The 19,519-nt window shown below is 39.1% G+C and carries 20 protein-coding genes and 2 tRNA genes; 9 read left to right on the top strand and 13 right to left on the bottom strand.

Annotated features, from left to right (window positions below; genetic code table 11):
- Window positions 1–37: 37 nt before the first annotated feature.
- The 9 genes from ACYVTD_RS04900 to loaP all read right to left on the bottom strand — a co-directional run bounded on the left by ACYVTD_RS04900 (window position 38) and on the right by loaP (window position 10,613).
- Window positions 38–1,300, bottom strand: coding sequence for an ABC transporter ATP-binding protein (locus tag ACYVTD_RS04900; RefSeq protein ID WP_461246668.1), 1,263 nt, complete (start codon window positions 1,298–1,300; stop codon window positions 38–40).
- A gap of 28 nt (window positions 1,301–1,328) precedes the next feature.
- On the bottom strand, window positions 1,329–2,177 hold the full coding sequence (locus ACYVTD_RS04895) for an ABC transporter permease (protein WP_461246667.1): 849 nt from the start codon (window positions 2,175–2,177) through the stop codon (window positions 1,329–1,331).
- A gap of 11 nt (window positions 2,178–2,188) precedes the next feature.
- The gene (locus ACYVTD_RS04890) at window positions 2,189–3,754 is read right to left on the bottom strand and encodes a hypothetical protein (RefSeq protein ID WP_461246666.1); all 1,566 of its coding nucleotides are present in this window, start codon (window positions 3,752–3,754) and stop codon (window positions 2,189–2,191) included.
- Entirely contained in the window at window positions 3,751–4,938 is a 1,188-nt protein-coding gene (locus tag ACYVTD_RS04885; RefSeq protein WP_461246665.1) for a 3-dehydroquinate synthase, read from the bottom strand. Before ACYVTD_RS04885 ends, ACYVTD_RS04890 begins: the two co-directional genes overlap by 4 nt.
- Before the next feature lie 130 nt (window positions 4,939–5,068).
- Window positions 5,069–5,902 (bottom strand): FAD binding domain-containing protein, encoded by an 834-nt coding sequence (locus ACYVTD_RS04880; RefSeq protein WP_461246664.1) that lies wholly within the window; start codon window positions 5,900–5,902, stop codon window positions 5,069–5,071.
- Window positions 5,886–6,371, bottom strand: coding sequence for a (2Fe-2S)-binding protein (locus ACYVTD_RS04875; RefSeq protein WP_461246663.1), 486 nt, complete (start codon window positions 6,369–6,371; stop codon window positions 5,886–5,888). Before ACYVTD_RS04875 ends, ACYVTD_RS04880 begins: the two co-directional genes overlap by 17 nt.
- Window positions 6,368–8,503, bottom strand: coding sequence for a xanthine dehydrogenase family protein molybdopterin-binding subunit (locus tag ACYVTD_RS04870; RefSeq protein ID WP_461246662.1), 2,136 nt, complete (start codon window positions 8,501–8,503; stop codon window positions 6,368–6,370). Before ACYVTD_RS04870 ends, ACYVTD_RS04875 begins: the two co-directional genes overlap by 4 nt.
- Before the next feature lie 43 nt (window positions 8,504–8,546).
- Entirely contained in the window at window positions 8,547–10,073 is a 1,527-nt protein-coding gene (locus ACYVTD_RS04865; protein ID WP_461246661.1) for a polysaccharide biosynthesis protein, read from the bottom strand.
- Window positions 10,074–10,085: 12 nt separating this feature from the next.
- Window positions 10,086–10,613 (bottom strand): antiterminator LoaP, encoded by a 528-nt coding sequence (gene loaP, locus ACYVTD_RS04860; protein ID WP_461246660.1) that lies wholly within the window; start codon window positions 10,611–10,613, stop codon window positions 10,086–10,088.
- Between the two features lie 61 nt (window positions 10,614–10,674).
- On the opposite strand from loaP, the gene ACYVTD_RS04855 reads away from it, so the two are divergent.
- Together ACYVTD_RS04855 and ACYVTD_RS04850 are read left to right on the top strand one after the other, a co-directional pair.
- The gene (locus tag ACYVTD_RS04855; RefSeq protein ID WP_461246659.1) at window positions 10,675–11,139 is read left to right on the top strand and encodes a hypothetical protein; all 465 of its coding nucleotides are present in this window, start codon (window positions 10,675–10,677) and stop codon (window positions 11,137–11,139) included.
- 3 nt (window positions 11,140–11,142) lie between these two features.
- A complete protein-coding gene (locus ACYVTD_RS04850) occupies window positions 11,143–12,408 on the top strand; it encodes an SPOR domain-containing protein (RefSeq protein WP_461246658.1) in 1,266 nt (421 codons plus the stop codon).
- A gap of 2 nt (window positions 12,409–12,410) precedes the next feature.
- Here the strand turns inward: ACYVTD_RS04850 and ACYVTD_RS04845 are convergent.
- Window positions 12,411–12,484: transfer RNA gene (locus ACYVTD_RS04845), tRNA-Arg, on the bottom strand.
- Between the two features lie 20 nt (window positions 12,485–12,504).
- Window positions 12,505–12,576, bottom strand: a tRNA-His gene (locus tag ACYVTD_RS04840).
- 118 nt (window positions 12,577–12,694) lie between these two features.
- Here ACYVTD_RS04840 and ACYVTD_RS04835 point away from each other — a divergent pair.
- Window positions 12,695–13,012 (top strand): STAS domain-containing protein, encoded by a 318-nt coding sequence (locus ACYVTD_RS04835; protein ID WP_461246657.1) that lies wholly within the window; start codon window positions 12,695–12,697, stop codon window positions 13,010–13,012.
- Window positions 13,013–13,017: 5 nt separating this feature from the next.
- On the top strand, window positions 13,018–15,312 hold the full coding sequence (locus tag ACYVTD_RS04830; RefSeq protein ID WP_461246656.1) for a SpoIIE family protein phosphatase: 2,295 nt from the start codon (window positions 13,018–13,020) through the stop codon (window positions 15,310–15,312).
- Here ACYVTD_RS04830 and ACYVTD_RS04825 read toward each other — a convergent pair.
- Window positions 15,281–15,526 carry a hypothetical protein gene (locus tag ACYVTD_RS04825; RefSeq protein WP_461246655.1) on the bottom strand — a complete coding sequence of 82 codons (246 nt, stop codon included), beginning with the start codon at window positions 15,524–15,526 and terminating at the stop codon, window positions 15,281–15,283. The two genes, ACYVTD_RS04830 and ACYVTD_RS04825, sit on opposite strands and share 32 nt — an antisense overlap.
- Window positions 15,527–15,669: 143 nt before the next feature.
- Here ACYVTD_RS04825 and ACYVTD_RS04820 point away from each other — a divergent pair, with 143 nt between their 5' ends.
- The 5 genes from ACYVTD_RS04820 (at window position 15,670) to ACYVTD_RS04800 (ending at window position 19,021) form a co-directional block, all read left to right on the top strand.
- Window positions 15,670–16,071, top strand: a complete 402-nt coding sequence (locus ACYVTD_RS04820) for a hypothetical protein (protein WP_461246654.1) — start codon at window positions 15,670–15,672, stop codon at window positions 16,069–16,071.
- Window positions 16,034–17,008, top strand: a complete 975-nt coding sequence (locus ACYVTD_RS04815; RefSeq protein WP_461246653.1) for an ABC transporter ATP-binding protein — start codon at window positions 16,034–16,036, stop codon at window positions 17,006–17,008. Before ACYVTD_RS04820 ends, ACYVTD_RS04815 begins: the two co-directional genes overlap by 38 nt.
- Window positions 17,005–17,823: an ABC transporter permease gene (locus tag ACYVTD_RS04810; RefSeq protein ID WP_461246652.1), complete on the top strand. Its 819-nt coding sequence runs from the start codon at window positions 17,005–17,007 to the stop codon at window positions 17,821–17,823. Before ACYVTD_RS04815 ends, ACYVTD_RS04810 begins: the two co-directional genes overlap by 4 nt.
- Before the next feature lie 150 nt (window positions 17,824–17,973).
- Complete coding sequence (locus ACYVTD_RS04805; protein ID WP_461246651.1) at window positions 17,974–18,516, top strand: RNA polymerase sigma factor; 543 nt, start codon at window positions 17,974–17,976, stop codon at window positions 18,514–18,516.
- Window positions 18,517–18,622: 106 nt separating this feature from the next.
- Window positions 18,623–19,021, top strand: a complete 399-nt coding sequence (locus ACYVTD_RS04800; RefSeq protein WP_461246650.1) for a DUF6941 family protein — start codon at window positions 18,623–18,625, stop codon at window positions 19,019–19,021.
- A gap of 266 nt (window positions 19,022–19,287) precedes the next feature.
- On the opposite strand, the gene ACYVTD_RS04795 is transcribed toward ACYVTD_RS04800, so the two are convergent.
- The coding region (locus tag ACYVTD_RS04795; protein ID WP_461246649.1) for a chorismate synthase at window positions 19,288–19,519 on the bottom strand (232 nt) is incomplete at its 5' end.

Here is a 19,519-nt window from a genome sequence, read left to right as displayed (position 1 = left end):
ATATAACATTGATCGTGAAAACCATAAATAATAATATTCATATATTAGTCTCTTTTAAGGAAATATTACTGTTTATAAAAAATGAACCGGCTCCGGGAATTTCTTTTTTTTCAGGGTTTATTATTTCAAAAATAGCTATATCTGTTGCCCATAATATTGTGTCATTTTTGTAATTTATTCCAAAATGAACGCGGTATTTTCCCGGTAAAAATCTATTTTCTATTTTATAATCGATAAAATACATAGTATTTTCTTTTAATGAAACTTGATTATTTGCATTGGTAACAGCTGTTAATACCCCATTGCCATCAATTCCGGATATTGATAAAGGAGTTTCAACTATTAAGGGGGTTGAACCATTAATAAATTTTATGCGAAATGAAATATCTTCAAAAAGATTAAATGTTAACTCGTTTCCATCATTAAAATTTGGATTTTTTTCAAAAGATAATAATTGAATATCAGTTTTATTATAATTAGGTTTATACCATTTCAAATCATTAAATGATTTTTGATTTATTGCCTTATAATATGAATTAATAGTTGTTTGTAGATCTGAATAAGCAGAAAATTTTCCATTGTCTATTAAAAGACCGTTAAAGCATAATTCCTTTACCGCACCCATATTATGACTAACAAACAGCACAGTCCGCCCTTCGCTAGTACTCAAATCTTGCATCTTCCCCAATGCTTTTTTTTGAAACTCTGCGTCCCCAACCGCAAGAACTTCATCGGCAATTAAAATATCGCTGTCAAGGTGAGCCGCTACCGCAAAGGCAAGCCGCACATACATTCCACTGGAGTAGCGTTTAACAGGCGTGTCAATATGTTTTTCAATTCCACTAAAATAAATAATTTCATCTAATTTTTCATCTATTCGGCGTTTTTTCATTCCAAGAATTGCGCCATTTATGTATATATTATCTCTTCCGGTTAATTCTTGATGAAACCCTGTACCTACTTCCAAAAGGCTTGCTATTTTTCCTTTTATTTTTATTATGCCCTCAGTTGGAGTAGTGATTCGTGAGAGTATTTTTAAAAGAGTGCTTTTACCTGCGCCGTTTTTGCCTATAATTCCAAGTCGGTCTCCTTGTTTTACGTCAAAACTGATGTCTTTTAACGCCCAAAAATGATCTTTGTCTCCTGAGTATTTATTTTCGCCTATTTTGGAATGTGGGTCTTCTTTTTTTAGTTTTATCGCCGCCCATGTTTGAATATCCTGCCATAAAGTGCCGTTGTTTATTTCACCCAGACGGTACATTTTAGAGAGATGTTCAACTTTTATTGCTGTGTTAGACATATCTTTCCTATTCTGTTATGCGCATAATTTAAATAACATCAATAAAATTTTGCTCGTTCTGGTTAAACAGAATTAGACCGATAAAAACAAGAAAGGCGGTAGCTCCAAGACTGATAAAAATCATATTTGTATCTACAGATGAAACGCCGAAGAACCATTTGCGGAATAGTTCTATGGGGGCGGATACAGGGTTCGCATAAGCTATCCAGCGGAATTTATCCGGTATTTCGGAAATAGGGTAGACTACGGGGGTAGCGTACATTCCAAGGTTTAACGCAAAACCTACCATGTTTCTTAAATCGCGGTATTTTGTTGTTATTGATGAAATTATAATTCCTGCACCAACGGCGATGGCGGCTAACCAAATAAATATAAGCGGAAATAAAATCATAAACCATGACGCTTTGACAGATGTTCCTGTAAAAATAAAATAAACAAATAAAATTACCAGCATTAAAAATTGAATAAATGATTTTATGCAGTTACTTAGTACAAAATTTATCGGTACTACAAGGCGGGGGAAATATACTTTACCAAAAATACCGGCGTTATTTATAAACACATTGCATGATTCGTTAAAACAATTCGAGAAAAAATTCCAAAGAATCGTGCCGGAAAAATAAAAAAGAGTGTGAGGTATGCCGTCAGTTCCTATATTTGCAAGACGTCCGAATATAAAAGTATAAATTACTGTGGAAAAGAACGGACTTATTACAAACCACAAAGGTCCCAAAATTGTTTGCTTATACTGGGTTGTAAAATCGCGCTTAACAAAAAGAAAAATTAAATCCCTGTAACGGATTATTTCACGGATTGGGATTTCCAATAATCTTCGTTTTGGTTTTATTATTAACGACCAGTTTTCTTCGTTATTCATTTTATCATTCCTTAATAAAATAATTCCATGCCTAAGAAAATTTCCATGGGAGTTTTTTTAGCTATATCGGAAACATCCCAGCCGACTGATATGCGCAAGTACATGCTGCGGAATCTATGAGGGTAAATTATCATTTCAAATCCTGAGCCAAAAATAAAATATTTACGATCTGCCGATGCGTCTTTATAAGGAGGTTTATACCATGCAACGTCAAAAATAGGATTTAAATGTACGTCAAATCCTAATATACGCATAAGTCTAATATCGGGAAACCACTCGTAAGGTTTTATTCTTACCGCCCTTACGTCTATATCAAGATTTAACGCTAATATATATTCAGCGGTTACGTTATTATCAAAAACACCGCGTAATAAGTCTCCTGCGTAATCATCGTATGATTTTATCCAATGCTTGTGCGACAAACGGGCGGAAAATCCTAATAAATCGTCAACAATAATAAAATGCCCTTTTGTTATGATTCTGTATGAATACCCCCATGGATCATCAACATCGGTTTTTGCATAATAAACATCATAACTGTAAGCATTACTTAAACTTACAGATATGCCCTTACGAAAATTTCCAATCCAGTCTATACGACCAAACGAAAGAGAATGATCAAAATATAAATATGGTCCTTTTAAAAAATAAGGTAGCGTGTGGAACAATTCATGATTAATAATGGCGCTTACACTTGGATTATAAGTCAATTCTCCGTAGTCGCCCACTTCAAGACCAAGCGGTATTTTCCATGAAATTTCAGGATTACTTGACATATATGCTCCCTTCTGAACATCTCCATAAGTATCTTTGTAATCATCTGAAATTTCATCATTCCAAATATATGATTCAGCAAACCACAAGTTAAGAGTCGTGCGTTTTATTGGAATATCGACAGATAACGCAGATCTGTTTTTGTAATAAAAAGGTTTTGATAACTCAGGGCGGTAATAAAAATAATTGTCAAAATCAAAAAACCAGTTAAACCCAAATGCATTAAACGGTATACCTGAATCCAGCATTAATGAGAAATAAGTGCGATCATCTTGATCTTTTTTATAACCTAAATCAACCCTAAACGGCTGCATTGAGCCTAAAAAATTATAATCACGGGCTTTAATTGTAAATGAAAGTCCGTAATTTGAATCGTATTTAGGATACGGAAGTGCAATTATATTAAACGTATCCTCAACATATATTTCTAAATCTACGGGATATTTACCGTCTTCTGTTTTTTCGCCTATTGTGTATTCTATTCTGACGTTGTCTTTTAATACTCTTTCATTTATAAGAAGCTGTCTTTTATCTCTTAAAAATTTGGCAAAATGTGTTTTTCCTGTTATTTCTTCGCCTTTTTTTAATTCAGTTTTTGTGTTTAATAAAAAAGGAAGAGATCTGCCTTTTACGTTATAATTAAAAGAATTTATTATAAAGATTGACTGTTCCGTGTAAATGTTATTTTGTAATACTTCATCAAGTACTATTTCTTCTTCTTTTTTGCCGTTTTTTTCTTGGGAAAAAGCTACAAAACAAACTGTAAATAAAATAAAGAATAATATTATTTTTCTAAAATTCAAATGTTAAATCCGCCCTGTAATATTTTGTCTAAAATTTGCGTATCTTCCGTTTTAAGCGCTATAGCGCGAGCGCTTTGGGCGTCAGGGACTATAAACGTCAAGTTGCCGCTTTTTTTCTTTTTATCGCTTTTCATAGCGTTTAACAGCAATTCTTTGTTATGCGCTACGGGGTGAGGGCAGGAGCATTCGTACCCAAACGATAAAATCAGCTTTTTAATTTTTTCCGCTCTTTCGCGCGGCGTAATTTTTAACGCTGTTCCAAGCTCGCAGGCGCGCACAATGCCCCATGCGACGGCTTCTCCGTGAGTAATATTTCCTAATCCCGCCGCGCTTTCCAGCGCATGCCCAAAAGTATGCCCCAGATTTAACAACATTCGTTTTCCAGACTCGCGGAAATCTTCGCTAACTATGTCGCCTTTGTAAGAAACCGCTTTTTCCACGCACTTTTGCAATGAGCCGTCTTCCAAAACTTTTTTTAAATCGTTAAAATTTTCCGCTAACGGCGTTAGCTGCTCAAGAAAGTCATCGCCGCAAAGGACGGCGGTTTTTATTAGTTCCGCCATGCCGCTTTTAATTTCCGCCTGCGGCAGCGTGGAAAGAGCGTTTAACGGAATGTATACGCTTTGCGCGGGATAAAAACTGCCTATAAGGTTTTTTATGCCAAAAAGATCAAAACCTGTTTTGCCGCCTACCGAAGCATCGACCATGCCGAGCAGAGTAGTGGATACAAGCACGAACTTACAGCCGCGCATATAAATAGAAGCGGCAAAACCGGCAAGGTCGCCGATAACTCCGCCGCCTACGGCGATAAAAATTCCGTCTCTGCCTAATCCTGCTTTGTTAGCGACGGCAAGTATTGTTTCTACTGACTGCCAGTTTTTATTTTCTTCGCCGCTTTTAAGAAAAACGCAAGGGTAATCTTTGCCGCCAGATATTTCGGCGGCGATGTAGGAAGTGTTTTCATCGGCGATGATTAAAGGTTTAAAGGAGGGGTTGTCGGCTTGCAGACCAAGTTTATTAGAAATACTGTTAATTGCCGGAAATTCTCGGCTTATTTCTATGTATGTTTGAAATTCGTTAAAAGTAAATTGCAAATGATTAACCTTTCCGAAAAAATCGGAAAAAAAAATAAGAGAAAATACGCCTGTTTGACTGTTTTTTATGTTTACTTTACCTAAAGGCATGTAATTTTTTTAACAAGTCAATACGGACGGCGCGTAAAATTGGCGGACGAAACACGCTCAAAATAAACACCGAATTTATCATAATATAGCATAAAAATAGGGGTATTTCAAGGCATTTTAGAGGTTTTTTTTACTCGGATAAGTTAAAAACGTGCTCTTCTATGCTGTTTAAGAGGGAATATTTTGAAAATTCGCCTATTTCCGGCTTTCCGGTAAGGTATTCCAGCCAACTTATAACAAAGTCATGTGATGTTTTCCGGTTAAGAGGCAAATATTTCCCTTTCAGAATATCTTCAGCGTCTTTATTTCGATAGATTGCGTTCCCTTTGTAAATTACTCTAATATCAGACAGTATATTTTTTTGCGTTATGGCAAGAAAAACAAGCGAATTGCTGTTAAAATAATCCTCGCAGTAGAACTTTTTGTATATTGTGTAATCCCATTGATGCAATGGCAGTCTTATTCTTGTAAGTAATTCCTGTTTTTCAAGTATTGTGTTTTCTTCCGAATGGAAACGCGCTGCGGAAACCCATCTGGTAGCGTTAGATGCGCTGCGAAATTCGTATTGGGCGTCAAGGGCGATAAGGGGCGCGGATAAATCGTGCCAGCGTGAAGATCCGCATATATTCCCCCCGATTGTCGCGATGTTTCTTAATTGGACTCCGGCAATTTTTTTTAAGCATAAACATAAGACTTCTGGCACTATTTTACCGAGTTTTATAAGTCTGTTTAGTTTTACCATAGAGCCTATTTCGAGGTACTGTTCCGTTCTTGTTATTTTTTGCAGTTCTTGAATTTTATCAAGAGAGAGAAATACAGGAGGAAGGTACAATATATTTTTATCCTGTTTGCTGATAAGGTTAGTGCCTCCCGCGCACAAAACAGCGTCAGGGAAGCGGTTCCACGCGGAAAATAACTCCTGAAAAGAATTAGGAATAATAACCTGATTAAGTGGCGCTTTCATACAACCTCTTTTGTCTAGCTGTGGCAATATTATTTACAACTTTTACAAGTCTTTCCGCGTTGGTACATCTGCATTTTATTCCGGAAAAACCCACTAAAATTTCTTCTTTGGTAGGGTTGGGTATATGATCAAGAAGAGCTTCCGTACATAAAACTTTTCCAGCTTCGCAATAACCGCAATTTCCAAGATGTTCCTGCGCAAACGCGTTCATAATTTCCTGATACTCAATTGTTTGTGAAAAGCCCTCTATGGTTATTACCTCCGAACCTTCTATTTTAAAAGCCGGAATTAAACAGGCGGGGCTTACTTGTCCGTTAAAAATAACAGTACAAGCGCCGCATTGTCCGGAAAGGCATCCGGGCTTTGAACCGAATAAGCCAAAACTGCCGCGCAGAATATCGATCAGCCTTACTCCAGGTTCGGCGTTAAAAACAACATCTAGTCCGTTTAAAATAAAATTAATCGTCATTTTGCCCCCTGTGCGTCTGTATCAAGATTTCTTGCGCGTAAAATTTCCCAAATGTCTTTTCTTTTTAACGGGATTGTTTTAAAACTGTGATCCATCGCTTGTGAAACAGCTTGTAAAAACGCGGCAGGTATACATGTAAAAGGAAGATCGCTTACCCCTTTTGGTTCAGTTGTATCTTCCGAAAAGAAATCAATATGAATAGGAGGAATTTCCACAGGAGAAAAGATTGTAAAATTATTGTATTGATCTGAGGGAATAATGCCGTCTACATACTCGATATTTTCCGTATATGCCCACCCTAACGCCTGAACCGCCGCGCGGGTAAGGTTTCTTTTTGCTCTGTGTTCCGAAATTAATTTTCCGCCGTCAATTCCAAGCCAGATGCCGCGTATAACCGGTATACACTCGACAAGATCGATTGATACTTCGACAACGGCGCAGGCAAGTCCCAATTTTGAAAAACTGTTTATGTCGAAATTTTTTCCTTCGGGAGGCATAAATCGTCCGCCCAAAAGAGTCCCATTTTGCGGTTTTATTGAACGGCGGACTGTAATGGGAAGGGGGTCGTGGAAACGCTGTTTGCGGATAGAGAGACAGCACTTTTCTACAAGTTTTGTTACGGCGGTAATATTTCTGGACGCGCATGAAGGTCCGCAATCGGGCGCGTTGGAAGCGATAATACGAACCATATCAGGTTCTATGGACATTGTTTCCAACGCGACTTTCCCCCAAATTTTTGTATAATCTTCCATGCTTGTAATGCTTGTTTTTATTTCCAGAACCCCTTCTTTTGTTAATGTAACTTCTACGCTGTATGAGCCGTTATCTTCGCCCGTGTAGAGAAGCCCGTTTCCTTGGAATCCAACGGCAATACCAATACCCCTTGGATTTTCCCCTTTTTCCTGTTTTTTACCCTTACGGCTTTTGCGAAGTAATTCATAAGAAGCCCATTTGTGGTTATAATCGCTCGTTTTTATTGTCGAGCTAATAAGTTTTTTACTGTGGATATTGTTTTTTTGTTTTGTCTGGGATTGCATTATTTGGGGATCTATATTGTTTTCTCTTAATTCCGCCGGATCTTGATTCGCCATATCAGCTATCAGCGAAACATGGCGTTCCATCGCAAAAATTCCCTGAGCAAGTCCAAAGCCGGAAAAAGCTCCCTGCGGCGGGATATTGGTGCAATATGCCCTTGCTTTTAACGATAAATTCGGGAAATTGTATAAACCTATGACTCCAAGACAAACCTGATCTAGAATTTCATTTCCGTTAACTTCATAAGCTCCAAGGTTAACGGAAATATCAATATTTGCGGCATTTGTATTGCCGTTATCGTTAATTGCAGACGCTATATTGATGTTCGCGCTAAAGCGTTTTGGGGTATAAAGAAAATCTTCCTCTCTGGTTAAGATAAGTCGGACAGCCTTTTTTGTAATATGGGTTCCAAGAGCGGCATGGCATGCTATAAGCGACGGATACCACAGCTTTCCGTCCATATGAAGGTTAAGGGCGGTAGGTTCTACCGCGACATAAGACAAGTCAATATTTAACGCGCGCGCTACGGATCTTTTTACATGATATGGCCATTGCGTAGCGGTTCTTATAATGACAGGATCATGTTTCACGTTTTTTAACCTTTTTATTTCTTTTTCTTTGTTTATCCATGAAATTGCGCCTATAGGCTCAGCATACCAATGCTCTTGAATGCCGGTTTTATAACTTCCGGTAACTATCTTTCCTGTTTCTTGAAACGATTCAAGAGTGTCTCCTGTGTTAATTTCCCGCGTTAAAATAGGCTCGTCTGAATTATTGCAAACAAAAACCGCGTCTTCTTCGTCGGCAAGTATTTCGCACCTTGCGGAGATTTCTTCCAATTTTGTTTTATCCGCGCCCAGTATTATCGCTACAGGCTCGCCTATATAATTTAAGGTTTTATCCGCAAGAATGGGTATATTAGTGCCTTCAAGCCTGTTTTCGCCGGGTATGTTTTTTGCGGTAATAAGAGTATAGTTTTCGGGAAGTTCTGGAACATAGATGTTTTTAAAATTCCCCTTTGCCATAGGCGACCTTATTGTTATCGCATACAGCACATTGGGAGGGTATATATCTTCCAGAAAGGTGAGAGATTCCATTGGGTTATTTTATTCGCATTTTGACAAAATTACAATGATAGGTTTACGCCGTTTCTTTTGCCATTCGCGCCGGTTCATTTAATTTTTGGTGAAAATTCTTAATCTGTTTATTGCTGTCCAGCATACCGTAATTATCAAGTACGGCGCGTAAAGTCTCTATACTGCGGTAGACATTCGGGTTAGCGGGATCAAATTTGCAAATAGGGCGTAAATCATCTACCAATTTTTTGGTGTCTATGACAAATTGGATTTTTTTGGTTACTTTTAAAATGCGGTCGTACTCGGTTTCCGTTTGTTCTTCGTCTTTGCTGATTAATTCTTCATCAAGTCTTTCGCCGGGACGCAAGCCTATATATTCAATCTTTATTTCGGTATCCGGTTCATAGCCGTGGAAGCGTATTAATTGCTCCGCTAAATCGCGTATGCGCACAGGCTCTCCCATGTCTAACAGGTACAAACAGCCGTTTTCGCCCACGCCGCCTGTCTTTAAAACCAGAGAGCAGGCTTCGCTTATGGTCATAAAAAAGCGTCTTGCGTCGGGGTGGGTTACGGTTACAGGTCCGCCTTTTTCTATCTGTTGCTGGAAAAGCGGCACTATTGAGCCGCGTGAGCCGAGTACGTTTCCAAAGCGGACGACCACAAAGTTAGTGCCGCTTTTCCCAGATCTGGTGCTTGCGGAAAGAACTAGCTGTTCGCAGATACGTTTTGACGCTCCGTAAACGGAAACGGGATCAACCGCCTTATCTGTCGAAATATGTACGAAGTGTTTCACGCCGTGTTTCACGGCGGAATTAATTAGGTTCTCAGTTCCAAGAACATTGTTCTCTATTGCGGCGACGGGGTTTTCCTCCATCATGGGGACGTGCTTGTATGCCGCCGTGTGGAAAATAGCGTCGGCTTTTAAATGGCTTAAAATATAATCAACAAAATCTGTGTCTTTTAAGTCCCCAATTACAGGAACAATTGCCGCTTTTTCTCCGACCCCTTCGTCCTGTAAAAGCCGCAGTTCTTTGTCTATCAGGTAGATTGAGTTTTCGCCGTGTCCCAAAAGGTACAGCCTTGAGACTCCGCCCGACAGCAACTGGCGGCATAATTCACTGCCGATAGAGCCGCCGGCTCCTGTAACTAAAACACGTTTTCCGCGTACATAGGAAAGGCTCTGTTTAAGTTTAATGGTTACGGGGTTGCGTCCAAGCAAGTCCTGTAAATCTATGGAGCGCGTCTGGATAAAGTGCGCGTCCCCTTCGACAATTTGGGAGATTCCGGGAAGGATTCTTATTTTTTGAAAGTTGGCTTTTTTAAGAATATCGTAGAGTTCTTTTAAGTATTCTTTGCTTGCGCTTGGAATGGCTATTATGGCTTCGTCAGCCGGGTTAGTTTTTAATAAAAGAGCTACGTCGCGGATTGGACCAAGTACTGGAATACCATCGACTTTCTTGCCTATTTTTTCAGGATCATCGTCCAGGAACGCGACTACTTCGCCAAAAATTGCCTTTGATGTTATTTCGCTTGCAAGGGTACGCCCGGCAAATCCCGCCCCGATAATGTACAGACGTTTTGACTTTTCCATTATCTCCCCTTATCATTTTTCCAGCGACCCTATTACCTCAAAAGCCAAGTCGATAGAAAATGAATCATTATAAAGGTCGAGCTTAATTTTTGCCCTCCCTTTTCTTTTATCGACCTTTATTATTCTTCCCTCAAGCCCTATTAAAGGACCTTCTACAACGACTATACGGGAGTTTTCGTTAAAGTAAACTTTGGAACGCCCGGCTATTTGACCTCCGTTTATAAAGTGAAGTACAAGTTCCAAGTCCCTATCCGCAAGAGGGGTAATGTCGAGGTTTGACTTTAAAAACCTGTAAAACCCTTCAGTTCGCCTGAATTCCCACTGAAAAGCGCGGATTTCATCGTCATTTGCCGCCTCTATGAACAAATACCCTGGGAAAACAGGCGGAGTATAGGGTTTTTTCTTACCGGCTTTTCTGATTTCCAGAAGCCTTTTGGGGAAATGAATAGGCAGGGTAACTTCAGGGTGGCGGGTTCTAAAAAGTTTGATGAATTTATCCTCGGAGCGGGTTTTTACCTGTATAGCGTAATAATTCATCATATTTAGTATGAATACTATTTTGTGTTTTGAAAAGAGTGCCGATATTTGAAATGGAGGACTAATGTTCAAACGTGTTGTTCTTGTTGTAATTACAGGAATTTTACTTACATTCAGCGTTGGCGCGGCTACTGTTTCATTTTATGTAGTTGAAGCAGGCATAAACGAAGAAGCCGACAAAAAGGCGTCTGAGTTATGGGAGACCGCGTTTATGGACGTTTTCTTTGACGCCGGATACATAATCAGCAACGCTCCTATTATGCGCCTTGAAAAAAGTCCGTCCGATATTTTACAGGTTGTCGATTTTAAAGAGGCTAGCGTCTGCGGAATTGATTATATGCTGATTGTTTTACTGGATTATAAGATAGGTCAGCCTGTCCCTGAAGAAGTCTCATTTTACATTTACAAGGTTACCAAAAAAGAAAAAGTGTTTGAAAGTAAAATACGGCAAAAACAAGTTCCATTACGAGATGATTTTAGCAATATGAAATCAATTGCAAGAGGGTTTGTTCCCTACATAGGAGAATAGGTAATGAAAAAAAGGTTTATTTTTGCATTTATTGTTATCGCGTCTGTCTTATTGTTTATTGGCGCGTCTCCCTGGGAAGGGTCTGCGGCAATCGCGCCAAACGGAGAATTGCCGACAACCGGTTATTATATCGCTACAAACGCGTATCCAAGAAATACTGTAGTGGATATTACAAACCTTGAAACCGGAAAAAGCACCCGCGTAATTGTTTCCAATACTTTAACAGGTCCCGGTCTTCTTGCTGTTGTTTCACGGCAGGCGGGGGAATTAATCGGTATGAGGGACGGCTCCGTAAGCAGACTAAGAATGATACAGCCCACCGATCCTATGGCTTATATGCGTTTCACACAAAGTATGAAAGACGGAAATCCGGAATATGACTCTGGAAATGTTATTACCGAGGAAAAACTTGTAGAACAGGTTTACAAAGATGATACTTACAAAACGCCTGAAGTTGCCAAAACGCCAGAAGAGCCTAAGTCTCCCTTACTTCCCGGCTACATTGTTGACGAACCTGAATGGGGCGGAAGCAGCAGATTGCAAATTGTGGACGTTCCAGGGTATCTGCCTGAATCGAATGAAAGAATAGCGACTAGTTCCAGAGAACCTGAATACGATAGCACTGAATTTACGCAAAGAGATATTGAAAAAGACGTGTCTCCTAAAATTAATGAAAGACCGCCCGTTGAAGTGGCAAAAGAAGTGCCTGACTATAATCCCGATAGCACATGGGAAACTACGGAAGCTCCCCTTAAAGAAGTTGTAAAAGATGTTCCGGTATTTATAACAGAAGCTCCGCGTAACGAAGTTGTAAAAGACGTATCTCCATGGCAGGAAAAGGTTGAAGTTGCTAAAACGCTTTACCCTGTGGAAAGCTCGCCGAATCCGCCGCCCTCAAATGTTTACGGAATTGATCCCAATGATATTATCCCAGGTATCGTGGTAGCGACGCCTGAAAAGCCCGCAAACTCGGTAAATACTACGGCAAATGTAAATAGGACTCCAGTGCCGGACAGAAACTTGTCCGTGAATACGATAGACAGGCTTGATCGCGGAAAATACTATGTACAGGTTGCCGCTATGTCGGCGGATCTTGTGGAAAATACATTAAAACAAATAGATCGCGGTTACGCTCCCGTAGTGTTTAAAGGGACGGATAACATTTACCGCATTTTAATAGGACCGTTGAATCAGGGCGAGAGCGCCGCGGTTCTTTCAAGGTTCAAAAGCATAGGGTACAAAGACGCCTTTGTCCGCAAGGGAAGTTAATTCGCGCCCGGCCTGACTCGAACAGGCTACCACCAGATTCGAAGTCTGGTACTCTATCCAGGTGAGCTACAGGCGCCTGAAGGTGGATGACCTATGGGTGGATGACGGGGTTTGAACCCGCGACGACCAGATCCACAATCTGGGACTCTACCGCTGAGCTACATCCACCATGAGATTTACTTTAATTTGAAGAAAACTTGCGTTTTTGTCAAGATGTAAACTTGTCAATCTGTTTTAATTCATTTATAATAATATAATAAAAAATACTGAAATTTTGGAGAAAACTATGACAGATGAAAACCTTGAAATTACCCAAAATATTAAAGACGGGGTATGCAAGATTTCTGTAAAAGGTCGTATCGATTCCAACAGCGCTGATCTTTTCCTTGAGAAACTTGAAACCGCCATAGAAGAAGGGCAGAAGAATATAATTCTTAGTATGTTTCATGTTCAATATCTTAGTTCTATCGGAATAAGGATAATCTTAAAAATTTATAAGAAACTTTCAGAAGAAGGCGGCTCTTTTAAAATTGAACATCCGTCTGAAATCGTAAAAAATGTTTTGGGTATGGTTGCCCTTCAAGAAATGCTTATAACAAATTAATTATTGTGTTTAATTCAATCAGAACAAAAATAATCGTTATCGTTTTTGCTTTTATGGCGGTAATAGGCTCATCTTATATTTTGTATTCAACAAAAACAACGGCAAATTACAGGAGTCTTCGCGTTGAAATTTTCCAAAAAACAATCGATATTGAAGCCGAGAAAGTAAATAAAATTATCGCGGCAATGGAAAGAAGCGCCGTATCCTATGCGATAGGCGGAAAAATTTGCTATGAAGAACAATCGGAAAAATTCGGTGAAAATTTTGTACTGGAAGGTTTAGACAGTTTTGAGACGGCTATAGGGGGCGGTTTTTGGTTTGAACCTTATGCCTTTAAGCAAAATAAATTGCGATCAGCTCATTACGCTTATTTGGACAAAAAAACAAATAAAGCTAAAATAGACAATAGTTTTTTAATGAATGAATATGATTATCATAACAGGGGTTGGTATCGAGAGATACTGGAAGGAGTTACCGCTCCTAATCAGGTTGTTTGGACAAAACCATACGTTGACGATACGGGCGCTTTAAGTTTACTTACAACAACAGGAGCGGGAATATTTGTCAATGACAAATTAATCGGCATAACAACAATTGATTGGGAAATTAATGATATTATAAAAAAACTAATAAATATTAACCCTACTCAAAACAGTTTTGTTTTGCTTTATATCCCCGATAAAGATTATATTATTTCAAGCGTATTTACAGGCAGTTTTACCGGAGACTCGTTAAAAAGCATACCCTGGGATATTAATTCAGAGCATTTTACATATAAGAATAAAAAATACAGGCGCTTTGGCTGTTACCTGAATAACGGCTGGCTGTTATCCGTCCAAATACCTGAAAACGAAATGTTTACCCTTATGACAAGGCAAAATATTATTTTTTCGACAATAATGGAAATATCATTTGTGTTAATCCTTGTCTTTGTATTTTTCCTTATTTCCAAATTTATAAACAACCCGATAAAACGTCTGACAAAGAACGTAGCTCAGATTGAACTTGGAAATTTGGACGTGAAGATAGATATAAAGTCAAAAGATGAAATCGGACAGCTTGCCGGAACATTTAACAAAATGACAAGCGACTTGAAAAAATCTATTGATGAAAATGTCCATGAACGTGAAGAGAAAAAACGTATAACTACGGAACTTTCCATAGCAAAAGAAATACAGTTAAGTTTTCTTAAAAATGATTTTATGGAATTTCAGCAAAGAGAAGAATTTGACATATTTGCCGATATGGTAGCCGCAAAAGAAGTAGGCGGAGATTTATACGATTTCTTTTTAATTGATAATGATAATCTTGCGGTAGTTATTGCCGATGTTTCAGGAAAGGGAATACCGGCATCTTTATTCATGGTAAGGACAAAAACTCTTATTAATAATATTTCTTACGATAAAAGCCCAAAAGAGGCTCTTGAAATTGTAAATAAAAGACTGTGTGAAAATAATGAGGCGTGTATATTTGTAACAGCAATTTTCGGCATATATAACATAAAAACAGGTAAGTTTACTTTTGTAAACGCCGGACATAATCCGCCGCTTTTAAAAAAGAAAGACGGTTTTTTTGAATATATAAATACAAAACCTCAGCTTGTTCTTGCAATAATGAATGATACGGAATACAAAGAAGAGGAAATTATTTTAGAAAAAGGCGATACTTTATTTTTTTACACCGATGGCGTTACGGAAGCCATGAATTCAGGCAAAGAGTTATTTGGCGATGACAGATTAAAAGACGCTCTTAATAAATACCGTTCTTCTTTTCCTAATGATTTAATATATAATATTAAAGACGAGGTAGATAATTTCACTGCCGGAGCGGAACAGTCTGACGACATTGCTATGCTTGCCCTGCGCATAAACGAGGACAATCAAACTAAAAGGCAAATATCAGTTAACGCTGAGTTAAAAAATCTGAACAGAGTGATCAACTTTATAACCGCTGAATTAAAGAAAACCGATTATGAGGCTGAAATTCAAAATAAGATTGAAATGGCGGTTGAAGAAATATTTACCAATATAGCTACATACGCATACGGCAATGAAGGTGGAAAAGTTAATATCGCTGTTTCTACAAAAGATAGTTTTAAAATAATATTTGAAGATAACGGCAAACCTTTCAATCCCACAGAGTACCCCGATCCCGATTTGAATAAACCTTTAAAAGAACGTGAAATAGGCGGGCTTGGCTTGTACATAGTCAAACAAGTTATGGACAAAGTAGAATACACCCGCGAAAACGACAAAAACATACTAATAATTACTGGTCGTGATTTTCGAGTATCTCATTAAATTCATTTATGTTGCTCGGATATAATTTCTGCTCTGTGCTTATTTTTCTCATCACATTATCCAGTCTGGTTAATTTTTCGTACAGATTATTCAAACTGTCAATTAATGATAGCACAATAGTCCTATTGTTCTCTGTTTCAGGTTTGTTTTTGTTTAAATCTTCGCCTGCGTTACTTAATGAAGCCCATGAACGGGGTTGTATTGTTCTTGACATAATATTACCTCCTGAATTCGATATAAATTTAATATAAGAACAAATGATAACGCGGACAATGAAAAGCCAATTTTTTATGTAATTTTTTTAAAAAGTATAAAATATTTTTAAGTCTAATTCGTCTGTAATAGTAAGGAGTATATATGAGAAACATTTTCAAATTTCGATTTACAGGTTTTCTTTCAATGTTGGCGGCTATTGCCGTATTCGGCGCTGTGGCAATGCTGTTGTGGAACGCTCTTTTGCCACAACTTTTCAATTTGCCTACTCTAAGTTACTGGCAGGCGGTCGGCTTAATGCTGTTGGCTCGGATACTTTTCGGCGACATAGGCGGCTGGGGACACGGCAGACACAGGGGAAGGGGAGACCCGCGAATGTTTCATCACGGGAACAAACTTCGTGAAAAATGGATGAATATGAGCGAAGAAGAACGCAAAGAGTTCATGGAAAAAGAAAAATATTTTTTCAAGTTCCAAAGAGGCTTTTCACGTTTTAACGGTTTCTTTGATGATGAAGAAAACAAGAAGGACGATAAAAATGAGTAATCAGGTTATCACCGTACAGAACCTGACCAAGCGGTACAAGGGAACACAGAAACCGGCGGTAGACGACATCAGTTTTTCCGTCGGGAAAGGTGAGTTCTTCGCTTTCCTTGGAGCGAATGGAGCAGGGAAGACCACGACAATTTCCATTCTGACAACGACGCTTTCCAAGACTTCAGGAGAGGTAAAAATAGGCGGGTTCGATATTGATAAAGAGGCAAGGAAGGTTAGGGAGAAAATCGGGATCATCTTTCAGCATCCAAGCCTTGACCCGCAGTTGACGGCGGAGCAGAATATCCGTTTTCACGCCTGCCTGTACGGAATGTGCGGATACCGCCCTTCTTTCAAACTTATGCCGTCGGCATACCGAAAAAGGGTAATGGAGCTTGCTGAAATTGTCGGAATACAGGACGCTCTTTTTAAGCCAATTAAAAAACTTTCGGGCGGTATGCAGCGTAAACTGGAAATTATCCGCAGTCTTATCCATACGCCAGATGTGCTTTTCCTTGACGAGCCGACTCAAGGGTTGGATGCGGTAAGCCGCCGTGGATTGTGGGAATACATTAACGAAACACGCAACCGTTATGGGACAACTGTTTTTCTTACAACGCACTATATTGACGAAGCCGAAAATGTCGATACAGTATGTCTTATCAACAACGGCAAAATCGCCTCTTGCTGTCCGCCGCAGGTATTAAAACAAAATTTAATGAAGCAAGAACTTATTTTGGACGCAGATGACAGAACTGCGTTGACAAATGAATTGTCGTCTCTTGGATTGCCTTTTACGTTAAACGGACATTTCGCTGTTTCCTACAAAGATTCAGCACAGGAAATTATTTCACGGATAAAAACAAAATTGACAATATTAAAAATACACGAGCCTTCGCTAGAAGACGCATATATAGAATTTTTAACTAAAAAGGAAGGTGTAAAATGAGCGAGAGCGAATTAAAGCGAAAAAAATCACGGCTGTTCAGGGAGTTAAACAGTATTTTAACAGTTATGTCCCGTGAAATAACGATATTTTTCAGGTCTCCCGCCACGGCGATTATGAGCCTTGCTATGCCCATTGTTTTAATGGGAATGATAGGCGGCAATTTAATGCAAAATATGGCAGGCGGACTTGGTTTCCAATTCGGGCAATTTATGCTGGTGGGAATGTTAATCAACATGCTTTTTATGATGACCACAATGGGCATGACTTCCCTTATTGACGATCATGACATCGACTTTAACCAAGAAATGCTGGTTTCGCCCGTATCCCGTTATTCAATAGTAATTGGCAAAATACTCGGTTGCGGTTTTGCCGCTATCATGAGCATGGCTGGCACTCTTATCGTCTCCCTTATAATGGGCATTACGCTCCCCATCGGCAAACTTCTCCTGATTCTCGCTCTGTCGCCGCTAATGTGTTTATCGGGCGGTGCGTTGGCAATGATCATCATAGGGCTAATAAAAAATAAAAAGGCGGCGAATCTTGCCGTAATGCTAATTGTCATGCCGCAGATGTTTTTGTCTGGAGCGATTATACCAATCAATAATTCATCGGGTGCGTTGCTGGTCTTAAATCGGATAATGCCCATGACATACTGTTTAGACCTTGTACGCTCTGTTGTTTACAGAGGCAATCCCGAGTATGATAGTGTAGTGATGTTTAATCCGTTTGTAAACTTTGCGGCGATTATTTTTTTGACGATAATTTGCCTTGTGCTTGGCACATACTTCTTCGCTCGCAGTGAAAAAGACCGATAGGATAAAATGAGGTGTCCAAGAAAAAAATTCTACCACGAACCACACGAACATCACGAACTTTTTGTACATATCTTGTCGTTGTTCGTGTTGGTTCGTGTGGTTCGTGGTAAAATTCAAACTTATTGGATAGCCCCTAAAAATGAGGAATAAATGAAACAAGCGGAAATATTTTTAAATTTCAAACAGCGGCTGTTAAACTTTATCAGCGGACAGGTGAACCAAATTGAGGACGCTGAAGATATTTTACAGGACGTATTTTATCAGTTTAGCCGTGTTGATAATTTGATTAACCCGATAGAAAATATTTCGGCTTGGCTTTACCGAGCCGCACGCAACAGAATAATTGACCATCGTAGAAAAAAGAAAGACGATCCGCTACCAACGTCTTACGATGAAGACGCTGACGAGTACATTTTTGACGAGATAGCGGACATTATTTACGACGAAGAATCCACGCCGGAGACAGAAATGCTCCGCTCGCTGGTTTTTGAAGAAATACATACCGCCCTTGCCGATCTGCCAAAAGAGCAGCGTGAAGTTTTTCAGATGACCGAATTGCTTGGTTTTTCCGTAAATGAAACGGCGGAAAAAACCAACACTCCCGTTAATACTGTTCTTTCACGCAAACATTACGCAGTAAAGTTTTTGCGGAAAAGACTGGAAGAGCTGTATGTCGATGTTATGGGGAAATGATGAAAAACATAGCGCTATTAGCAGGAGGGAAGAAAAGGATTAAACCCATGCTTTTTCACATCTTGTCTCTATTACAAATATGTACTAGAATTAATTATTACTCAAGTTGAGGTGTATTATTAAATTAGAACTTTTTACATTTTGTGATTTCGCTCAGGAAAACGGCGGAAAACTTACTATCGTAGGAACATTCGACACGATTATCTCTAAAAACTTCCCCTGTGTTCACCCGCAGCTTTCAGTCGTTATCCGCCTGCGGTTTGACCTTTATGAATTTGGTAACCATGCTTTTAGAATTGAAACACGGGATTTGGAAGGCGAGATGAGCATGGAGTCAATCAACGGAAACATCGAAGTAAAAGGAGTGGGAAACGCTTCCGCTGTTTCTCATCTTGTTTTCAGCATTTCAAATTTGCATTTTAAGAATCCAGGACTGATAAATTTTATTATTTTTATTGACGACAAAGAAGTGGATTCTATACCGCTTTATATTAGGAAAGGGTAGGGAAGAAATTTACCACGAACCACACGAACATCAGCGAACCTAGAGAGCGAAGATATTAACTACAAATATGTGTGTAGTAGATACCTAAAAGGATCAGGGGTTTTTGTCCGATGGCTTGGCTTGGAACTATACGATAAGATAACGGACAGAAACCATTAAACCTTCGCTTTCGTCTAATGCGCTTATTTGTAGTATAACCTCTAATCCCTCTTCGTTCGTGAGGTTCGTGGTTAAAAATTCAAATGGAAAGATTGTAAAGTGTAGAATTAAACTCTCACACACCGAGATAAAAGTAAAAAGTCCGCCAAAACAAGTGCTGTCATCGCTTCCACAACAGGCACGGCTCTGGGAACAATGCAAACATCGTGGCGACCTTTAATCGCTATTTCTTTTACGCCGCCATTCCTGTCTAAAACTTTTTGCGGCTTACTGATCGAAGGCGTCGGCTTAAACGCCGCTCTAAAAACAATATCCTGCCCCGAAGAAATGCCTCCCAAA

The organism is Treponema sp. R6D11 (assembly GCF_054786075.1).
Note: the sequence above shows the minus strand (reverse complement) of the source record. Positions and strands in the feature narration are given on the sequence as shown.

Coding starts and splice junctions, on each gene's coding strand:
- ACYVTD_RS04810 (WP_461246652.1), top strand. CDS start 17,005: ATGAGCGAGAGCGAATTAAAGCGAAAAAAATCACGGCTGTTCAGGGAG.
- ACYVTD_RS04850 (WP_461246658.1), top strand. CDS start 11,143: ATGAAAAAAAGGTTTATTTTTGCATTTATTGTTATCGCGTCTGTCTTA.
- ACYVTD_RS04875 (WP_461246663.1), bottom strand. CDS start 6,371: ATGACGATTAATTTTATTTTAAACGGACTAGATGTTGTTTTTAACGCC.
- ACYVTD_RS04855 (WP_461246659.1), top strand. CDS start 10,675: ATGTTCAAACGTGTTGTTCTTGTTGTAATTACAGGAATTTTACTTACA.
- ACYVTD_RS04870 (WP_461246662.1), bottom strand. CDS start 8,503: ATGGAATCTCTCACCTTTCTGGAAGATATATACCCTCCCAATGTGCTG.
- loaP (WP_461246660.1), bottom strand. CDS start 10,613: ATGATGAATTATTACGCTATACAGGTAAAAACCCGCTCCGAGGATAAA.
- ACYVTD_RS04825 (WP_461246655.1), bottom strand. CDS start 15,526: ATGTCAAGAACAATACAACCCCGTTCATGGGCTTCATTAAGTAACGCA.
- ACYVTD_RS04820 (WP_461246654.1), top strand. CDS start 15,670: ATGAGAAACATTTTCAAATTTCGATTTACAGGTTTTCTTTCAATGTTG.
- ACYVTD_RS04835 (WP_461246657.1), top strand. CDS start 12,695: ATGACAGATGAAAACCTTGAAATTACCCAAAATATTAAAGACGGGGTA.
- ACYVTD_RS04885 (WP_461246665.1), bottom strand. CDS start 4,938: ATGCCTTTAGGTAAAGTAAACATAAAAAACAGTCAAACAGGCGTATTT.
- ACYVTD_RS04900 (WP_461246668.1), bottom strand. CDS start 1,300: ATGTCTAACACAGCAATAAAAGTTGAACATCTCTCTAAAATGTACCGT.
- ACYVTD_RS04895 (WP_461246667.1), bottom strand. CDS start 2,177: ATGAATAACGAAGAAAACTGGTCGTTAATAATAAAACCAAAACGAAGA.
- ACYVTD_RS04805 (WP_461246651.1), top strand. CDS start 17,974: ATGAAACAAGCGGAAATATTTTTAAATTTCAAACAGCGGCTGTTAAAC.
- ACYVTD_RS04815 (WP_461246653.1), top strand. CDS start 16,034: ATGATGAAGAAAACAAGAAGGACGATAAAAATGAGTAATCAGGTTATC.
- ACYVTD_RS04865 (WP_461246661.1), bottom strand. CDS start 10,073: ATGGAAAAGTCAAAACGTCTGTACATTATCGGGGCGGGATTTGCCGGG.
- ACYVTD_RS04880 (WP_461246664.1), bottom strand. CDS start 5,902: ATGAAAGCGCCACTTAATCAGGTTATTATTCCTAATTCTTTTCAGGAG.